This is a genomic window from Salipiger bermudensis (genome assembly GCF_020171625.1).
Taxonomy (GTDB): domain Bacteria; phylum Pseudomonadota; class Alphaproteobacteria; order Rhodobacterales; family Rhodobacteraceae; genus Salipiger; species Salipiger bermudensis_B.
Genome location: NZ_JAIUZY010000001.1, coordinates 648,716 through 664,403, shown reverse-complemented (window position 1 = coordinate 664,403; position 15,688 = coordinate 648,716). Strand labels below are relative to the sequence as shown.

Annotated in this window: 24 protein-coding genes; 20 read left to right on the top strand and 4 right to left on the bottom strand. The window is 63.9% G+C overall.

Features of this window, described 5'->3' with window-relative positions; translation table 11 throughout:
• Positions 1-2: 2 nt before the first annotated feature.
• Positions 3-413, top strand: a complete 411-nt coding sequence (locus LCM15_RS03145) for a hypothetical protein (RefSeq protein ID WP_224852902.1) — start codon at positions 3-5, stop codon at positions 411-413.
• Entirely contained in the window at positions 410-976 is a 567-nt protein-coding gene (gene nusG / locus LCM15_RS03140; protein ID WP_224852900.1) for a transcription termination/antitermination protein NusG, read from the top strand. Before LCM15_RS03145 ends, nusG begins: the two co-directional genes overlap by 4 nt.
• A 38-nt stretch (positions 977-1,014) precedes the next feature.
• On the opposite strand, the gene LCM15_RS03135 is transcribed toward nusG, so the two are convergent.
• The gene (locus LCM15_RS03135; RefSeq protein WP_224852898.1) at positions 1,015-1,698 is read right to left on the bottom strand and encodes a DUF4145 domain-containing protein; all 684 of its coding nucleotides are present in this window, start codon (positions 1,696-1,698) and stop codon (positions 1,015-1,017) included.
• A gap of 297 nt (positions 1,699-1,995) precedes the next feature.
• Here LCM15_RS03135 and LCM15_RS03130 point away from each other — a divergent pair, with 297 nt between their 5' ends.
• The 11 genes from LCM15_RS03130 to LCM15_RS03080 all read left to right on the top strand — a co-directional run bounded on the left by LCM15_RS03130 (position 1,996) and on the right by LCM15_RS03080 (position 10,872).
• Entirely contained in the window at positions 1,996-2,610 is a 615-nt protein-coding gene (locus LCM15_RS03130; protein ID WP_224852896.1) for a putative metallopeptidase, read from the top strand.
• A 24-nt stretch (positions 2,611-2,634) separates the two neighbouring features.
• Positions 2,635-3,093, top strand: coding sequence for a DUF2280 domain-containing protein (locus tag LCM15_RS03125; protein WP_224852894.1), 459 nt, complete (start codon positions 2,635-2,637; stop codon positions 3,091-3,093).
• Positions 3,077-4,540: a PBSX family phage terminase large subunit gene (locus LCM15_RS03120; protein WP_224852892.1), complete on the top strand. Its 1,464-nt coding sequence runs from the start codon at positions 3,077-3,079 to the stop codon at positions 4,538-4,540. The genes LCM15_RS03125 and LCM15_RS03120 overlap by 17 nt, the downstream gene beginning before the upstream one ends.
• Complete coding sequence (locus LCM15_RS03115; protein ID WP_224852890.1) at positions 4,537-5,916, top strand: anti-CBASS protein Acb1 family protein; 1,380 nt, start codon at positions 4,537-4,539, stop codon at positions 5,914-5,916. The genes LCM15_RS03120 and LCM15_RS03115 overlap by 4 nt, the downstream gene beginning before the upstream one ends.
• A 10-nt stretch (positions 5,917-5,926) precedes the next feature.
• Complete coding sequence (locus LCM15_RS03110) at positions 5,927-7,069, top strand: hypothetical protein (RefSeq protein ID WP_224852888.1); 1,143 nt, start codon at positions 5,927-5,929, stop codon at positions 7,067-7,069.
• A 3-nt stretch (positions 7,070-7,072) separates the two neighbouring features.
• Positions 7,073-7,516, top strand: coding sequence for a hypothetical protein (locus tag LCM15_RS03105; protein WP_224852886.1), 444 nt, complete (start codon positions 7,073-7,075; stop codon positions 7,514-7,516).
• A gap of 13 nt (positions 7,517-7,529) precedes the next feature.
• Positions 7,530-8,588 carry a major capsid protein gene (locus tag LCM15_RS03100; protein WP_224852884.1) on the top strand — a complete coding sequence of 353 codons (1,059 nt, stop codon included), beginning with the start codon at positions 7,530-7,532 and terminating at the stop codon, positions 8,586-8,588.
• A gap of 61 nt (positions 8,589-8,649) precedes the next feature.
• Positions 8,650-9,009 carry a hypothetical protein gene (locus LCM15_RS03095; RefSeq protein WP_224852882.1) on the top strand — a complete coding sequence of 120 codons (360 nt, stop codon included), beginning with the start codon at positions 8,650-8,652 and terminating at the stop codon, positions 9,007-9,009.
• Positions 9,009-9,422, top strand: a complete 414-nt coding sequence (locus tag LCM15_RS03090) for a hypothetical protein (RefSeq protein ID WP_224852880.1) — start codon at positions 9,009-9,011, stop codon at positions 9,420-9,422. The genes LCM15_RS03095 and LCM15_RS03090 overlap by 1 nt, the downstream gene beginning before the upstream one ends.
• Before the next feature lie 77 nt (positions 9,423-9,499).
• Entirely contained in the window at positions 9,500-9,802 is a 303-nt protein-coding gene (locus LCM15_RS03085) for a hypothetical protein (protein ID WP_224852878.1), read from the top strand.
• Positions 9,802-10,872: a phage minor head protein gene (locus LCM15_RS03080; protein WP_224852877.1), complete on the top strand. Its 1,071-nt coding sequence runs from the start codon at positions 9,802-9,804 to the stop codon at positions 10,870-10,872. The genes LCM15_RS03085 and LCM15_RS03080 overlap by 1 nt, the downstream gene beginning before the upstream one ends.
• Here LCM15_RS03080 and LCM15_RS03075 read toward each other — a convergent pair.
• From LCM15_RS03075 to LCM15_RS03065, 3 genes are all read right to left on the bottom strand, one after another.
• Entirely contained in the window at positions 10,869-11,213 is a 345-nt protein-coding gene (locus tag LCM15_RS03075) for a type II toxin-antitoxin system HicB family antitoxin (protein WP_224852875.1), read from the bottom strand. The two genes, LCM15_RS03080 and LCM15_RS03075, sit on opposite strands and share 4 nt — an antisense overlap.
• A complete protein-coding gene (locus LCM15_RS03070) occupies positions 11,210-11,464 on the bottom strand; it encodes a type II toxin-antitoxin system HicA family toxin (protein WP_224852873.1) in 255 nt (84 codons plus the stop codon). Before LCM15_RS03070 ends, LCM15_RS03075 begins: the two co-directional genes overlap by 4 nt.
• Positions 11,465-11,616: 152 nt before the next feature.
• A complete protein-coding gene (locus LCM15_RS03065; RefSeq protein ID WP_224852871.1) occupies positions 11,617-12,294 on the bottom strand; it encodes a hypothetical protein in 678 nt (225 codons plus the stop codon).
• Positions 12,295-12,380: 86 nt separating this feature from the next.
• On the opposite strand from LCM15_RS03065, the gene LCM15_RS03060 reads away from it, so the two are divergent.
• From LCM15_RS03060 to LCM15_RS03030, 7 genes are all read left to right on the top strand, one after another.
• The gene (locus LCM15_RS03060) at positions 12,381-12,533 is read left to right on the top strand and encodes a DNA-binding protein (RefSeq protein WP_224852869.1); all 153 of its coding nucleotides are present in this window, start codon (positions 12,381-12,383) and stop codon (positions 12,531-12,533) included.
• A gap of 67 nt (positions 12,534-12,600) precedes the next feature.
• Positions 12,601-12,993 (top strand): hypothetical protein, encoded by a 393-nt coding sequence (locus LCM15_RS03055; RefSeq protein ID WP_224852867.1) that lies wholly within the window; start codon positions 12,601-12,603, stop codon positions 12,991-12,993.
• Between the two features lie 14 nt (positions 12,994-13,007).
• On the top strand, positions 13,008-13,739 hold the full coding sequence (locus LCM15_RS03050; protein ID WP_224852865.1) for a phage antirepressor KilAC domain-containing protein: 732 nt from the start codon (positions 13,008-13,010) through the stop codon (positions 13,737-13,739).
• Positions 13,740-13,807: 68 nt separating this feature from the next.
• The gene (locus LCM15_RS03045; protein ID WP_224852863.1) at positions 13,808-14,254 is read left to right on the top strand and encodes a hypothetical protein; all 447 of its coding nucleotides are present in this window, start codon (positions 13,808-13,810) and stop codon (positions 14,252-14,254) included.
• 2 nt (positions 14,255-14,256) lie between these two features.
• A complete protein-coding gene (locus LCM15_RS03040; protein ID WP_224852861.1) occupies positions 14,257-14,646 on the top strand; it encodes a DUF4128 domain-containing protein in 390 nt (129 codons plus the stop codon).
• A gap of 17 nt (positions 14,647-14,663) precedes the next feature.
• A complete protein-coding gene (locus LCM15_RS03035; protein ID WP_224852860.1) occupies positions 14,664-15,140 on the top strand; it encodes a hypothetical protein in 477 nt (158 codons plus the stop codon).
• A 10-nt stretch (positions 15,141-15,150) separates the two neighbouring features.
• Positions 15,151-15,537 carry a hypothetical protein gene (locus LCM15_RS03030; protein WP_224852858.1) on the top strand — a complete coding sequence of 129 codons (387 nt, stop codon included), beginning with the start codon at positions 15,151-15,153 and terminating at the stop codon, positions 15,535-15,537.
• Positions 15,538-15,688 lie beyond the last annotated feature (151 nt).

The following is a 15,688-nucleotide window of genomic DNA, read 5'->3' as shown; positions in this document are numbered from 1 at the left end:
TGGTGACGGCCCTTTCTCAGCCCTGCGACCCGGTGCGCACCATGGCGCGCGCTGCCGCACTGCTTGAGCCCTACTACGACAAGGGCACGCCGCAGAGCATCCGCGAAATCGAGATGGAAGACTGGGCCGATGCGCTGGACCGCTTTCCTGATTGGGCCATCGATCGCGCCTGCAAGTGGTGGAAATCCGCAGCGAACCCGGATCGCCGAAAGCGCCCGCTGGAAGGTGACATCGAGGCTCGCTGCAAGGTCGAGATGATGGCTGTACGCGCCGCCGAGATCCGTGAGCGCTCCGGCTGGGCCGGGGTGGCGAACGAGGCGCCCCGCGACCCGGTGAGCCCCGAGCGCGCCAACGAGATCCTGCGCGCTGCCGGCTTCGCGCCCAAGCGCTTCGGTGCGGAGGCGGCGGAATGACCTGGTATCTGGGCATCACCACGACGCGTCTGATCGCGCCCCGGCTCGGCGCTGAGAAGATCCGCGGGGAATTCGCGGTCGAGCAGCAGCTCCGCGGCCTCGGGATCGAGGCCCATGCTCCCCGCCGGGTGACTTTCGTCCGTTCGGGCAAGAAGCGCTACGCCGAGGCGCAGGTTGGCGCCTACCTCCCGGGCTACGTCTTCGCCGATATCCCGGCGCTCCTCTACATGGACGCCGCCTCATGCCGCGGCCTATCGCGCACCATGATGGCGATCCCGCTCAAGGAGGTGCAGAATCAGGTGCAGACCTTCATCGCCGCGGCCGCCGAGGAAGAGGCCGAGGCCGATCGCATCCAGGCGCGCAATGACCGCGCCGCGATGAGTCAGTTCAGCTCTGGCGACGCACTGGAGATCATCTCAGGGCCCTTCATGGATCAGGCCGTAGAGTTCCAGCGCATGGTGCAGAACGCCGAAGGCTGGCCGGAGATCATCGGCAACGCCTCGCTGTTCGGCCAGAGCGTGCGGATCCGGATCGACCCGCTCGATGTGCGGAGGGCAGGGTGACGTGCCGCGCATGCCTAAAAGATGTGGCGCCGCCGCGATTAAGCGGCGCCTCTCTTGCGTGCCTTCAGGCGAGCAAGCAGCGTTTTCAATTGATATCGCGCTTTGAGGATCTCTTTCGCCAGTTCGATTGAATCCTCTGCCTCGTCTTTGCCGATCACTTCGTAAGTCTTCGCGGTGATATGCGCTGCGTCATTACCTAGAGCTTTGAGCTCTCCCATCGCCTCGAAAAGCTCTTCTGGCAGTGTCACTTTTTCACGGAGAGCTGTCAGGCGTTGGTGCAAGTCTTTGCCATGCGCGTGACTGTCTTCGCAGATCTCCTCCAAGAGGCGCCGAACCATCATTGCTGACGCACGATATGCCCCCGCTGCGTGACATGAGATGGCTTCTTCCAAGGTTCTCCGGAGGTTTTCGGGGATCTCGGTCCCATCAAAGTCGAGAAGTTCAGCAGGTAAGACCTGATGGACGTTCTCGCCCGCCGCCAAGGTCAGAATGACACCGGAACATTTGGGATTTGGGCACACTCGCAGGCATGCCTCAACATAGTGCCCGCGATCCGGTCTCGTTTTGGTCCATTGAAGCCCTGTCGATGCAGGCTCGAAAGTCCCAACGTGCGAACAATGTGGGCATCGGATAGACACCGCGGGAGAATGAAGCACATCGATACGGTTGACACCGCCATCAGGCTGCAGCCAGTTCGTATTTGGAATTTGTAACTCGTCCAAGACTCGGTCCCTAGCTAAGGAGTTATGCGGTCCTATTTGGCGGTCAGGCTGCCTGAACCTCAAGTGCGGAAGCTACGAAGACTTATTTCGGCACGGCGTATGTGACTTACTGGATCATCCTTACCAGCTATTGATCCTGCTGCTATATCTGGTAGTCTTCACCTATTGCCGAATTGCGCTTGCACCAGCCCGGCGGCGGTCAGGTGGCGTACCGGACGGCGAATTCCGGAACAGGCGGGGCTCAATGGCTCCGCCACAGCAGCTTTCCCCATGTGCGGCAGACGAGGTGATCCGGTCATGATCCCTATGCCCCCCTCCGATGTCGCGGATGCCCTGTGCGACGCCTTCGCACCCACACCCGATTTGGGGAGATGGGCCCGCGAGACCTTCATCGCCGAGGACGCCGACCTCCTGAACGAGGACCACGCGCACCTCCGCGCCGCCACTCTGGGTTTCCTCTGGACCAACGTCGGGAACACCAAGAAGGGGCGGATGGTAATAGGGCAGGCCGAGCCCGGCGCACCGCAGGGGTCCATGGGCAAGTGGAGCCGCGCACGGGCAGAGCTCCGGGTGGCCGAGTGGTTCGGTACCATCCCGGATTTCATCGTCACGCTGCAGGCGGACTGGTGGCTCAGCGCCACGGACCCGCAGCGCTGCGCTCTGGTCGAGCATGAGCTCTACCACTGCGCGCAGGCAACGGACGCCTTCGGGGCGCCCAAGTTCAACAAGCAGACGGGCCGCCCATTCTTCACTATGCGCGGGCACGACGTCGAGGAGTTCGTCGGCGTCGTTCGCCGCTACGGCGCGACAACCGCCGGAGTCCAGGAGATGGTCGACGCTGCACTGGCGGGGCCGGAGATCGGCGAGGCGCGCATTTCGCAACTCTGCGGGGTTTGCCTCAAGGCCGCGTAGCAAGACTGAGGCCAGACGAAACCCATGGCGCAACAACGTCTCCCCGAAGAGGTCAAAACCTATATCGTTCAGGCCCTAGCGTGCTTCGACACCCCTTCGGTGGTCTCGAAGTCGGTCAAGGATGAGTTCGGCCTCAATGTCGCGCGCCAGAAGGTCGAGAGCTACGACCCGACGAAGCGCGCCGGCAAGAACGTCTCGAAGAAGCATCGCGAGCTCTTCGACGCGACCCGCGCCGCCTTTCTCGAGGACACGAGCGAGATCGCCATCAGCCACCGCGCGGTGCGGCTTCGGGCGCTCCAACGGATGGCGGAGAAGGCGGAGTCGCAGGGCAACATGGTCCTGGCGTCCTCGCTGCTCGAGCAGGCGGCGAAGGAGACCGGCGGCAGCTACACCAACCGCCGCGAGGTAGGGGGCTTGGGCGGCGGGCCGGTACAGCACGAGGTCCGCACCCTGTCGGATTTCTACGGTGGCAAGGGAGAGTAGCCCGCCGACGCTGAACCCGGCCCTGAGGGAGTTCTGGCTTACACCAGCCCGCGAGCGCGTCCTCTACGGGGGCCGGTCCAGCTCGAAGTCATGGGATGCGGCGGGGTTCGCGGTCTTTCTAGCGACGCAGTGCCGCATCCGCGTGCTTTGCGCCCGGCAGTTCCAGAACAAGATCGCGGAGTCGGTCTACACGCTGCTCAAGATCCAGATCGACCGCTTCGGCCTTCGGGACCAGTTCGTCATCACCGAGAACTCCATCCGGCACAAGCTGACCGGCGCGGAGTTCATGTTCTACGGCCTCTGGCGGCACATCGACGAAATCAAGTCGCTGGAGAGCATAGACATTTGCTGGATCGAGGAGGCGCACAACCTCACCGCCGAGCAGTGGGAAATCCTCGAGCCCACCCTCCGAGGCGAGGGCTCTCAGTTCTGGATCATCTTCAACCCGCGGCTGGCCTCCGACTTCGTCTACCGCAAGTTCATCACCGGCACGCCGAGCGCGGTCATCAGCGGCAAGATCAAGGGCGTGGTCGGCGCGACCATCAAGCGCCTGATCAACTACGAAGAAAACCCCTTCCTCTCCGACACCATCGTCAAGGTCATCGAGCGCAAGCGGGCTGAGGACGAGGAAGAATACCGGCACATCTACCACGGCGAGCCGCGCCAGGACGACGACGCGGTGATTATCAAGCGGTCGTGGCTCATGGCCGCGATCGACGCGCACAAGAAGCTCGGCTTGGAGCCCGCCGGCCGCAAGCGCGTGGGCTTCGACATCGCGGACAGCGGCGCCGACCTCTGCGCCACCGTGATGGCTCACGGCTTCCTCGCGCTCCAGTGCGACGAGTGGAAGGCGGCCGAGGATGAGCTGCTCAAGTCCGCCGGGCGCGTCCACCGGCTGGCGCGGGAAACCGGCGCGGACATCGACTTCGACAGCATCGGCGTCGGCGCCTTCGCCGGCGCGCACTTCGCCGCCCTGAACGAGGAGCACGCCGTTCGGGTCACCTACCGCGGCTTCAACGCCGGGGGCGGGGTGCTGAACCCCGAGGCGCGGGTCGACCCGCACGACACCGACCCGAACGCGCCGACCAACAAGGACTTCTACGCCAACGTGAAGGCGCAGGCCTGGTGGGACATAGCCCGCCGCCTCCGCAATACCTTCAACGCGGTCGAGAAGGGCCACCAGTACGACGCCGCCGACCTGATCGCGATCAGCAGCGAGTGCGAAAAACTCGACCAGCTGATCAACGAGCTGGCCACGCCGCGCAAGGACGTGGACAACGCCGGGCGCTCGAAGGTCGAGAGCAAGAAGGACTTGGCGAAGCGTGACGTCGCCTCACCAAACAACGCCGACGCCTTCGTCATGGCCTTCGCGCCTATCCAATCGGCCCCGACGGTCCAGATGCTGCTGAGCTCCGCGGCCCGGGCGAAACTGAAAGGCAACCGATGACAGACCAGAAAGACCGATCTGCCATCGTGAACGCGCTGGCGCTGCTCGCCAATGCCGCTAGCCGGCGCATGTCGACCATGTTCCCGGGCTACTTCAAAGAGGCCAAGCACAACCACTATCGGGACTTCGGGTGGCCGAACGAGGTCACCTTCGACCTGCTCTACGCGGTGTACTGCCGGAACGGCCTCGCGCGCGCCGCGGTGAAGAAGACGGCCCGCAAGGTCTGGCAGGATCACCCGTTCCTGGTGGAGCGCGAGGAAGCGCACAAGGAAACGACTCTCGAGGGGGAAATCCGGCAGCGCTTCGCGGACCTCCGGGTCTGGCAGCGCCTCGCCGAGGCGGACCGCCGCAGCATGGTCGGCGGCTACGCCGGGGTGATCCTACGGGTGGCCGACGATAAGCGCTTCGCCGAGCCGGTTGATCGTGTCGGCGGCGGGCTCGACGGGTTGGTTGAGATCATTCCCGCGTGGGAGGGACAGCTCAAGGTCTCCACCTGGGACACTGACGAGACCTCCGACACCTACGGGCAGCCGACCATGTTCTCGTTCAACGAGGCCGAGGTGGGCAACGACGCGCAGGGCCGCAACCGCGCCTTCGAGGTCAACCCCGACCGCGTCATCGTTTGGTCCGAGGATGGCACCGTCCATGGCCGCTCGATGCTGGAGCCGGGGTTCAACGACCTCCTCACGCTGGAGAAGATCACGGGTGCCGGGGGCGAGGGCTTCTGGAAGAACGCCAAGTCGGCACCGGTCTTCTCGATCGAGAAGGATGCCCAGCTCTCGCAAATGGCTCAGGCCATGGGCGTGGACGCGTCGGAGATCGCCGATGCGCTCAACACCCAGACCGAGAACTGGCAGAAGGGCTTCGACCAGAGCCTGATGCTGCAGGGCATGAAGGCTGACACGCTGGCCATCACCCTGCCCATTCCCGAGCATTTCCGGGCGGGCGCCCTAGAGAACTTCGCCGCGTCGATCGAGATGCCCAAGAAGATCCTCACCGGCATGCAGACCGGCGAGCGGGCCAGCACCGAGGACGCCGACGAGTGGGCGCAGACCTGCATGGGCGTCCGGTCCGACCGGGTGATCCCGGCCATCATGGAATTCGTGAACCGACTGGAGCGCTTCGGCATCTTGCCAGAGCGCGACTGGTACCTGCGGTGGGCGGACCTGACCGAGGCTAGCATCAGCGAGAAGATTGATCGGGCCGACAAGATGGCCAGCATCAACGAACGGGCTTCCCGCACGGGCGCAGGCGAGATCGTGTTTACGTCTGACGAAATCCGCGAGACCGTCGGCAAGGAGCCCCTGAGCGACGCCGACGCTCTGCCCGATGACGACGAGGCGGACTTGGACCCGCCCGACGACGGCGAGGAATAGGAGCTTCCCAATGACGAAACGAGTCCGGGTCAACGTCCGCGCGTTGGCCAATACGAAGGCTGCCCGCCGCGAGAAGCGAAACGGGCGCGACGTGATCATCGTGCCGAGCGCCACGCTGCCCGACGACGTGGTCATGAACAACATCCTCTACCCGGCCGACGAGATCGAGAAGAGCTTCGCCAGCCTGAATCGCACGCCCGCGCCTGCCGGGCACCCGCTGATCAACGGCAAGTTCGTCAGCGCTCGCGACCCCGAGGGCATCAACATCGGCTGGATCGGCGCTTGGAACGAGAACGCGCGCCGCGAGGGCGGGCGGGTGCTCCTCGACAAGGTGATCGACGTGCAGACGGCGAACCAGTCCGAGCGCGGCAAGGCGGTGCTGGAGGCGGTCGACAAGGGCGAGCCGATCCACACCTCGACCGGCCTGCTGTGCAACCTCGAGGCCGCCAACGGCGACGTCGCCTACAAGCACATCGCCCGCGACATCGACTTCGACCATGACGCGATCCTTCTGGACGAGGAGGGCGCGGCCACACCAGGCCAGGGCGTCGGCATGTTCGTCAACTCCGCCGGCCAGCCGGAGGAGCTCGAGGTTATCAACTCGGCCATCGATATGGCCGACCAGGAACTCGACTGGGCCGGGATGCACCTGCTCAGTGCGCTTGAGCGGCGCGAGCGCGCTTCCACGTGGGAGCGCATCAAATCCGCCATCATGGATGCCCTGCCGGGCGCCTCAGAGCGGGAACCCTCTGCAAATCAAGGAGAAGCAGACATGGCTGATGAGAAGCAGCTTGAGCAGCTTTCCGCGAAGGTGAACGCCATCGAGGAAGGCCTGTCGAAGATCGGTGAGACCATCGCGAATGCGGTGGGAGAGGCGGTGAAGCCGCTGAAGGACCACGTCGAGTCGCTCGATGCCGCCAACAAGGCCAAGGAGGACGCCGAGAAGGCCGAACTCGAGGCCAAGGTGGTCAAGGCAAACATCCTCGACGAGGAGACCGCCAAGGCGACCCCGCTGAACACCCTGCGCGCCCTGGCGCCCAAGGCCGCGGCTGGCAAGGCCGCCGCGCTCAACGGCGCGTTCGGCGGCTCCAGCGACAAGGACGAGTGGGATGGGTTCAGCCTGAACGCCGCCGCCAAGCAGAAGGAGGCCTAAACCATGGCGAACGTCATCTACCGCGGCCCGATCAAGGACGAGCCGGAGACCGTCTCCGACAAGACCGTGGCCGGCGCATACCTGCCGGGCATTCTCGTGACCGAGAGCGCCACGGCCCTCACCGTCGCCACGGCGGTCGACATCGAGGCGGATCTGCTGATCCTCTCCAACCGCCGCTTCTACGACCAGGGCGTCGGCGATGCCTACGCCTCGGGTGACACCGGTGTGGCCTACCGCCCGCGCCCTGGCGAGATCTACCAGACCCGTCTCGCAGCCGCGACCTACGCCAAGGGTGTTCCGCTCACCATCGGTGCGTCCGGCTACCTCACCGCTGCCGCTGCCGGGGAGCGCGTCGTCGCGTTCTTCGAGGGCGTGGCGGGCGCAATCACCGCCGGCACGCTGAACGACGTTCGCATCGCGAACTCCTTCAACATCGCCGCAGCATAAGGAGGACGCACAGATGTTCGTCTATAACTCCCGTCACCCGATGGGCGCCGAGAGCGGCGTGGATATCCCCGACCGCCTGGCGCTCGCGACGGATGAGCAGAGCCGCGTGATCGCGGCCAACCGCGCCGCCGCCGCCCGGCGGGATACCAGCTTCGAAGAGATGCTGGGCAACGCCGCCGGTGTCATCGGCAACGCGTCGGCCCTGCCGCGCGACGTCTGGGGCATCTGGGACCGCGATGGCATCGAGGTTCAGCGCGAGGTGCTGGCCGTCTTCGGTGACCTCGCGGGCTCGGTGGGCATGCCTATGCCGATCGGCAAGCTGGTCCACTACTTCCAGCAGATCAGCGATTCCGGAGAGGCGCATGTCTCGATGGATGGCCGCTCCAAGGCCCGCACCGACCAGCCGCAGATCACCTACCAGGGCACCCCGCTGCCGATCGTGGACAGCACCTTCAGCTTCGGCTGGCGTCAGATGGCCGCGGCCCAGTCGGAGGGCTTCCAGCTCGACGGAGCCGCCCGCCGGAACTCCATGTTCAAGGTGGCGAAGATGCTCGAGGGCATGGCGATCAACGGCAACAGCCAGATCATCGTCGGCGGCGATCAGCTGTATGGTCTGGGCAATCACCCGAACCGCAACACCCGCTCGACCATCAACGACCTCTCGGCCTGCACCGGTCCCGAGTGGCTGGGCGACGTAAACGCCACCCTGAAGCTGCTGCACGGCGACAACTACCGGGTGCCGGCCACGCTCTACGTCAACTGGGACGACTGGTTCTACGCCACCCAGACCGACTTCTCGGCGGCCTACCCGAACAAGACCATCGCGCAGCGTGTGCTCGAGAACGGTGGCGTCCGCGAGGTCATTCCGGCCTCGGACGTGCCCGCCGACACCATCTTCGCCGTCGTCAAGGACCGCCGCGTCGTGCAGGTGCTGAACGCCATGCCCATGGCCACCCGCCAGCAGTTCCGCGCCAACCCCGAGGACGACTACAACTTCGTCGTCATGGCGGCGCAGGCGCTCGAGATCAAAACCGACGCCGAGGGCAACTGCGGTATCGCGCACTCGTCGTGACCTCTGTGATGGGCCGGGTTCGCTCGGCTCATTGCCAGAGGTCATGCAATGGAGTCTCCTCATGAAGACCAAGTTCGAGATCACCAAGAAGGGCGTCGAGGGCCGCAAGGTCGGCGATGTCGTCGAGTTCGAGGGCGAGAAGGTGCCCGGCTTCCTGCTGAACAAGGGCCGCGTACTGACCGAGCGCGTCGCGGTGACCAACCCAGCCACCGGTGCCGTGCAGGATTCCGCGCAGGAGCGTCAGGCGCTGCTGGCCGAGGCCGCGAAGGTGCTGGACGACGAGCATTTCAGCGCTGAGGGCGTCCCGGACGTGCGCGAGATCAATGCCCTGCTCGATGAGGGCGTCGCCAAGTTCTCGGCCGCCGAGCGCGACCAGCTCTGGCCGGGAATCGCTGACGCCGTGAAGGCGGATCGCGGCTGATGACGGCGACGGTTGAGGGATGGATGGCCTACGCCGGAGCGCGGGGCGACACGGTCGCGGATGATGCGACCAGCGCTGCGGCGTTGATGCGTGGGGTCGACTACGTCGCGCGCTTCTACCTCAACCGGCTTACCTCCTCGGCGCCCGAGCAGGTCGTCGACGAGGCCACCTACGAGGCGGCGAAGCTGGAACTGGCCAACCCGGGCTTCTTTTCGAAGACCTACACTGCCGACCAGCAGAAGGTGCTGACGAAGGTCGGCAGCATCCAGTGGACTGTGCGCGGAGACGCGAGCGGGGCCGAGGCCGCCACCCCGATCAGCACCACGATCGAGGCGATGTTCTATCCCTACATGCTCGAGCGTGGGAAGACACCGGCGTTCCTGATGAGCATCGGCCGGAGCCCGGGTCTGTGAGCGGGGCGGATATCGCCGCCGAGGTCGCGGCAGCTATCGCGGAGGCTGGGGCGGAGACGGGCGGAGGGGCGCCTCTGGTGGGTGCCATCACGCGCGTCACCGGCGCCGACGAGACGACCTATCCGCCGACGCCGGGCGGCGCGACCAGCTACTCCTGTACCGTGCTGCTGGACCAGTACAGCTCTCGGGACCGAGAGGGCACCCAGATCACCGCTCGGGACGTCAAGGCGATGATCGCCCCCGATGCGGAGACCGATCCGCGCAATGGCGACAGCTTGACCGTCGCGGGCAAGACCTTCAGCATCGAGAACGTGGATGCGATCCAGCCAGGGGGCGTGGTCTTGTATTGGGAATGCCAGGCACGAAAGGGTGAGGACTGATGGCCGATACGCGCGCTGCCTTCCTTGCAGAGCTCGACAAGGTCGCGCCTCAGCTGCGCGACGCCTTCGAGCGCGCCATTCAGGACATCCGCAGCACCGCGCAGGCCCGTGTCATCGATGAGGCGATCAAGCGCGCGATCGAGACTGGCGACATCGCCGGCGGCGTGCAGCAGGTGATCGCAGCCATCCAACTGGGCAGCGAGTCCTTCGCCCCGCTCGATCGTGCCATTTCCGAGGCGTTCTACCAGGGGGGAGTATGGCAATTGTCCAACCTCCCAAAGCGCGTCTCGACAGGCTCGCAGGGGCCGCTGATCATTCGCTTCGACGGGCGGCACCCGAACGCCGAGACGTGGACACGCCGGCGCAGCGCGGCGCTGATCACCGAGATCACGGACGACACCGAGAAGCTGATCCGGGAGGCGCTGACTGAGGCAGTCGAACAAGCGCGGCCCTACCGTCGCGTGACGCGCGAGCTGCTCGGGCGCACCGATGGCAACCAGAAGACCGGCGCGCTGATCGGCCTGCATTCCCGGCAGGCGCGGGCAGTGCGAGGCGCCCGTGGGGAGCTGGAGGCGCTGGACGTTCGCTACTTCGCCCGCACGCTGCGAGACAAGCGGTTCGACAGCGCCGTGCGCAAGGCGATCGAGGCGGGCCAGCCGCTGAGCGCCGCCGACATCGAGCGCATCACCGGGCGCTACTCAGATCGCCTCCTGCGTGCCAGGGCGAAGACTATAAGCCGGTCCGAAGGGAACCGGGCCATGAACGCCGGGCGCGCCGAAGGCGTGGTCCAGATGATTGAGCGCGGGGAAATCCTTGCCGAGCACGTCACGATCATCTGGGACGCCACCCCGGGACCACGCACACGTGACAGCCACCGGGCGCTAAACGCCCAGACGATCAAATGGGGGGCGTTCTTCGTCTCTCCCGTCACCGGCGCCCTGATGCGCTGGCCGCACGACGAGGACGCGCCGGCAGCTGAGACCGTGAGTTGCCGATGCTCGGCACGGTTCCGCATCGACTGGAAGGCTGTGTTGCTTTGGCGGAGCGAGAGGGAAGGGTTGGCGGCTTAGGCTGCGCAGCCTTCGGTTGCGTGCGAAAGCACTTCTTCGGCCCACTGGTTCAGGCTCTTACCAGAAAGCTCAGCTGCGAGAGCTGCTTTGCGATGCACCTCGGGTGCAACTCGAAACATAACCTTCCCGGAGAAGGGCTTCTGAGGGTCTTTGCCGACGGCTTCGCAGGTTGCGAGATAATCGTCGACCGCCTCGTGAAACGCTTCCTTAAGTTCTTCAACGCTGTCGCCGTGGAAGCCGACCACATCCTGAATGCCCGCGATGCGACCAACAAGAATGCCGTCGTCATCGTCGTAGTCGACACGAGCACTGTAGCCTTTGTAATTCATCACGTTCTTCATGGTTCCACTCCAATCTGCGAAAGGAAGTTCCGCGCATCTCTGACTTGGTAGCGCTTTGCCTCTTTCTCTGGATGCGGACGGTGGAAACTGCCAACGACCCCATCCTTCACGAACCGAACACGCGACCCGTTACCCTCGATGGCTTCCGCGCCAGCTGCGATTAGTAGGCTTTCGATGTCTGCCCAGTTAATCGTGCCGGAAACCGGATCGGTGAACACCTTGGCGAGGGTACGTTGCTGCTTTCGGTTCATGCTAGCAATATACGCTAGCAAGAGTGTGTTTCAAGGTAAATGTGAAACTTGTTTCACAACTGCTTAAGGCATTACGCAGGTCAGTGCGGTATGGCGGGTGAGGACTTCGGACGGGTCCGGTCGTGTTAGGGCAGGTGGTGGCGGGTTGCCGCTTAGGCTGGCTCATACTCCTGATCGGGATCTTCATCGCCAAGCCACTCGTGGATCTGCGCGACGATCTCCGCTTTTGGGCGATTTTCGGCGATGGCTTTGGCTAGCTTAGAATGGAATTCCCGTGCGAGTTCGCGGTCTGGGTGAGCGCGAAGAAGCCTGCGGGCTGATTGAAGTTCCTCAGTAGTAGGTTCAGCCGGGCAGGGGATCACATGGTTGGAGTCCGGATTGCCGACAATCCGAGGTTTCCGACCGATGGAAGGGGATCGAAACTCTTCGGGTTGCGCGCGTCTGGCAGCTGCCCAAGGCCGGAAGACCTTTTGTAACCACTCAAAAAGCCGCTCTAATGACATTTCCCTGAAGGCCACGAGGTCATGCATGTAAGACGCGATGAAGCGTTCAGGGTCATCGATCCTATGAACCTCTTGCATATATCTCGTGAGGTCTTTGTAGTCGTCTCGAAATTGCTCGCCTACGCGTTCTGGTGCGAATGTGATCGCAGCAGCGCATGCTAGCATCAGGTCTTCATCTGGTTCGAATGGCGCTGGGTATTTCTCTTCTAGTGCGGTCACGATCTCGGCCGAGAGACTACGGCGGTTGTCATGTGCAGCATCTTCGATCCGCTTCTTAAGAGAGGCGGGGATCATGAATTTGTACTGAACGCGCTCATCGTGTGCCATGCACAGTAAATGTCCCTATTTTGTCCTTGACGCAATGCGGACAATAAATGTACCTATTGGACATAATATGTACAGTGGATGGAGAGATGGAGAAAAAACAGTTCAAGCTAAACCTTCCGGCTGACGTCAAAGCGTGGCTGGCGGAACAGGCTAAAAATAACCTTCGGTCGCAGTCTCAAGAGGTTGTTCTGGCACTGCGGGAGAAGATGACGGCGCAAGAAATTGTCGCACAAAAGTAAAGGCCGCTGGGACTGGCATCCCAACGGCCTTTGATGAAACCTAACCCACTACGGAAAGGATCTAGGCATGAATATGCTTGATCGCCGCGGCTTTTTCAAGTCCGCATCCGCCGCGCTTGCGGCAACCGCAACCCCGGCGCTGGCTTACCAGATGCCGATCACCGAAACACCGCACCCCGATCCCATCCGAGACTGGCTGAACCAGTGGTCCGAACTCAAATCGCGCTGGATGGACGAGGGCCACGACGCGACCGGCGAAGAGACCGAGCACGGGCAGATCCTCTGGAATGAGGCTGACGCGCTCGAACGCAAGATCACCTCGACCGAGGCCCGCAGCGCGGACGGCGCGCTGGCGCAGTTGGAATGGATGCTCGCGGATAGCACGGGCGCAGACTTCCAATACGGCCACCGCGAGGCGCTTGAGCTTGCGGTCGAAGCGCTCAAGGGGAGGCTCGTGTGATGGAGCAACCGAACGTGAACCCGACCTCCGCCGGCGTCCCGGAAATCTTCGGCGCGGCACAGGCGCTGACCATGAGCAGCCGCGAAATCGCGGAGCTTCTGGAAAGCCGCCACGACAAGGTGAAGCAATCCATTGAGCGGCTGGTCGCACGCGGGGTGATCGTCCAACCCCCAATGGGGGACGAACAAGATACGGATGCGATGGGCCGCAAGCGCACCACATCTGTCTGCCGGCTGGAAAAGCGTGACACCTACATTGTGGTTGCGCAGATGTCGCCGGAGTTCACGGCGCAGCTTGTGGATCGCTGGCAGGAACTTGAGGCAGCACAGCCCGCGCCAGCCATGCTCACCGGCCCGCAACTCATGTCGGCGGCGCTGATCGAGGCTCAGCAGACCCTGAGCGCACAGGCAGCGCAGATCGAGGACATGCGCGAGGACGTTGAGGCGGACGAGCGCCTGACGAAGGCTGACGGATCGCTGAATGTAACCGAGGCGGCAAAGAACCTCGGGGTGAGGCCGAAAGACCTGTTCACTTGGCTGAGCACCAACGGCTGGATCTACAAGCGCCCCGGCGGCAACGCGTGGCTGGGCTACCAGTCCAAAACCAACACGGGCTATCTTGAGCACAAGAGCACGACCGTCCTGCGAGCGGACGGCTCTGAGAAGATCACTGAGCAGGTGCGCGTGACTGCGAAGGGCTTGAGCCGGTTGGCGAGATTGATGCCCGGGGTCGCGCGCGAAGCCTGAAGTTTGACAGGTCAGTAGAAGAAAAGGGCGGTTCCTCCGGGAGCCGTCCCTTCCGCGTGGAGTGAGCCATGACACAGACGTTCGCCGCACAGATCCGGAACTGGACCGAGAAAACCAAGCATGACGCCGAGTTCATCTTCAAAGGCTCTGTCGAGGATATCTCGGAGCTGATGGCCCGCAGGCAGGCGAGCGTCCAAGATACCGGCGGGACATTTCAGGTCGGCTACGTTCCCGTCCTCAGTGGCGAACTGATTAACAGCGTTGAGGTTTCGGTCGATGGCACGATCACGGGGCAGGGCGCAAACAAGGCGCCGCCTGATTTCGTGGCATCCTTGGCCGGGCTGGAACTCGGCGGCGTAGCGGAAATCTACTTCACAGCCGCCCACGCAAGACCTCTGCACTACGGCTTCACGACGACCTCAGGGGCGCAGGTTCCGGGGCGTCTATGGGTCACCACGGCTATTCAGCAGTGGGACACCATCGTTCAGATGAACGCCAAGCTCTTCGAGGACTGATCATGAGCGTCACAACGGGCCACGCGGCCCTCATCCGTCGGGTGGTCACGATGACCGACCCGCCCAACGTCACGCTGCCCAACGGCCCCGGAAAGGGCTTGCCGCGCTACGTGATCCAAGCCGCAGGCGGTGCGCAGACCCCGGCGGACCTGACCGGAAAGACCCGCGCCTTCCCTGAGATCGTCGTCCGCGTAGAGACCAAGGCTTGGCCGGAAGGACAGTATTTCATCGAGAGCGACCAGCTTGTCGGCGCTCTCGTGGCCCGCTTCCCGCCGGGCGCGAAGTTCGACGGCGTGAAGATCGACCGCGCTCCCGACGTGCGCCCCCCGCTGCCGGTCTCCGACGGCGTTATCTCAATCCCGGTCATCATCCGGGCCACCTTCGTCTTCTGACCCCAAGGAGAAAGACCATGACCGAATCCCATATCGGCGCAACGCTGTTCATCAGTACCACGCTGCCCGAGACCAACGACGCGGCAGGCTACGAGGCTCTTACGTGGATGCAGGTCAACGGCCTGATCCAAGAGCCGCAACTCGGCAAGACGGACGCGATGATCGACGTTCCCGACCTAACCACGGGCTTCACCACCGCTGTCAAAGGCGCAGGCACCGGGATGGACAGCCAAGCGCAGTTCCGCGACGTGCCGAACGATGCCGGGCAGGCTGCCATCATCGCCGCAGCGCAGAGCTACCCCGGCAAGATCGCCGTCAAGATCGGCTACGGCACCGGCACGGACAACGAGCTCACGACCGGCGACCCGGTGGCCTACTCGCAGGGCATCGCGCACAGCCACCAGCGCAACCAGGGCAACACCACCAGCTATCGCGGCTTTGCCGTGGGTTTCCGCCAGAACGTGCCCGCTGTCGAAGCAACCGAGCCGGCGTAAGGAGCAGACCATGGACCTGACGAAACTTGACCTCCGCGCCGCTGTCTCTGAGGGCGCCGAATTCGAACTCAAGCACCCGGGCACCGGGGAAGGGATCGGCGTTTTCCCGACTGTGCTTGGCTACGACAGCGAGGAAGTGGAGACCGCCGAGCGGGATCTTCGCCGCCGCGCCAGCCGTGCCAAAGACAGGGAGGCGGCTGTCGCGATCCTCGAACGCCTTCCTCTCGTTCGTGCCCAGACTGCGCTCACCGGCCTTCGCGGCGGATCGGGCGAAACCAGCACCGTCGAGAAGCTGAGCGCTCTGATGGCGAAGCCCGGCTTCATCTGGATCATCGAGCAGATCGAAGCCTTCGCGGGAGACCGGGCCTCTTTTTTCTCGAGTGCCGAGGACAGCTGACCCTCTGGGCGCGGTGCCTCGGCTACCTGCACTCGAAACCCAAGGGATGGGAACGTAACCGGATGCAGAAGAGCGGCGGGAAAGGCAGGTTGCCCGCGGTTGACCCCGCCGCGTCTGACTATCTCGCGCTCTTCATGCGGGTAGGACCGGC

Excerpts from the sequence above, each read along its gene's own strand:
- LCM15_RS03075 (WP_224852875.1), bottom strand. The coding sequence starts at position 11,213 with ATGAAGAACGTGATGAATTACAAAGGCTACAGTGCTCGTGTCGACTAC.
- LCM15_RS03045 (WP_224852863.1), top strand. The coding sequence starts at position 13,808 with ATGACACAGACGTTCGCCGCACAGATCCGGAACTGGACCGAGAAAACC.
- LCM15_RS03105 (WP_224852886.1), top strand. The coding sequence starts at position 7,073 with ATGGCGAACGTCATCTACCGCGGCCCGATCAAGGACGAGCCGGAGACC.
- LCM15_RS03080 (WP_224852877.1), top strand. The coding sequence starts at position 9,802 with ATGGCCGATACGCGCGCTGCCTTCCTTGCAGAGCTCGACAAGGTCGCG.
- LCM15_RS03035 (WP_224852860.1), top strand. The coding sequence starts at position 14,664 with ATGACCGAATCCCATATCGGCGCAACGCTGTTCATCAGTACCACGCTG.
- LCM15_RS03125 (WP_224852894.1), top strand. The coding sequence starts at position 2,635 with ATGGCGCAACAACGTCTCCCCGAAGAGGTCAAAACCTATATCGTTCAG.
- LCM15_RS03065 (WP_224852871.1), bottom strand. The coding sequence starts at position 12,294 with ATGGCACACGATGAGCGCGTTCAGTACAAATTCATGATCCCCGCCTCT.
- LCM15_RS03095 (WP_224852882.1), top strand. The coding sequence starts at position 8,650 with ATGAAGACCAAGTTCGAGATCACCAAGAAGGGCGTCGAGGGCCGCAAG.
- LCM15_RS03100 (WP_224852884.1), top strand. The coding sequence starts at position 7,530 with ATGTTCGTCTATAACTCCCGTCACCCGATGGGCGCCGAGAGCGGCGTG.
- LCM15_RS03040 (WP_224852861.1), top strand. The coding sequence starts at position 14,257 with ATGAGCGTCACAACGGGCCACGCGGCCCTCATCCGTCGGGTGGTCACG.
- LCM15_RS03055 (WP_224852867.1), top strand. The coding sequence starts at position 12,601 with ATGAATATGCTTGATCGCCGCGGCTTTTTCAAGTCCGCATCCGCCGCG.
- nusG (WP_224852900.1), top strand. The coding sequence starts at position 410 with ATGACCTGGTATCTGGGCATCACCACGACGCGTCTGATCGCGCCCCGG.
- LCM15_RS03060 (WP_224852869.1), top strand. The coding sequence starts at position 12,381 with ATGGAGAAAAAACAGTTCAAGCTAAACCTTCCGGCTGACGTCAAAGCG.
- LCM15_RS03115 (WP_224852890.1), top strand. The coding sequence starts at position 4,537 with ATGACAGACCAGAAAGACCGATCTGCCATCGTGAACGCGCTGGCGCTG.
- LCM15_RS03110 (WP_224852888.1), top strand. The coding sequence starts at position 5,927 with ATGACGAAACGAGTCCGGGTCAACGTCCGCGCGTTGGCCAATACGAAG.
- LCM15_RS03130 (WP_224852896.1), top strand. The coding sequence starts at position 1,996 with ATGATCCCTATGCCCCCCTCCGATGTCGCGGATGCCCTGTGCGACGCC.
- LCM15_RS03070 (WP_224852873.1), bottom strand. The coding sequence starts at position 11,464 with ATGAACCGAAAGCAGCAACGTACCCTCGCCAAGGTGTTCACCGATCCG.
- LCM15_RS03030 (WP_224852858.1), top strand. The coding sequence starts at position 15,151 with ATGGACCTGACGAAACTTGACCTCCGCGCCGCTGTCTCTGAGGGCGCC.
- LCM15_RS03090 (WP_224852880.1), top strand. The coding sequence starts at position 9,009 with ATGACGGCGACGGTTGAGGGATGGATGGCCTACGCCGGAGCGCGGGGC.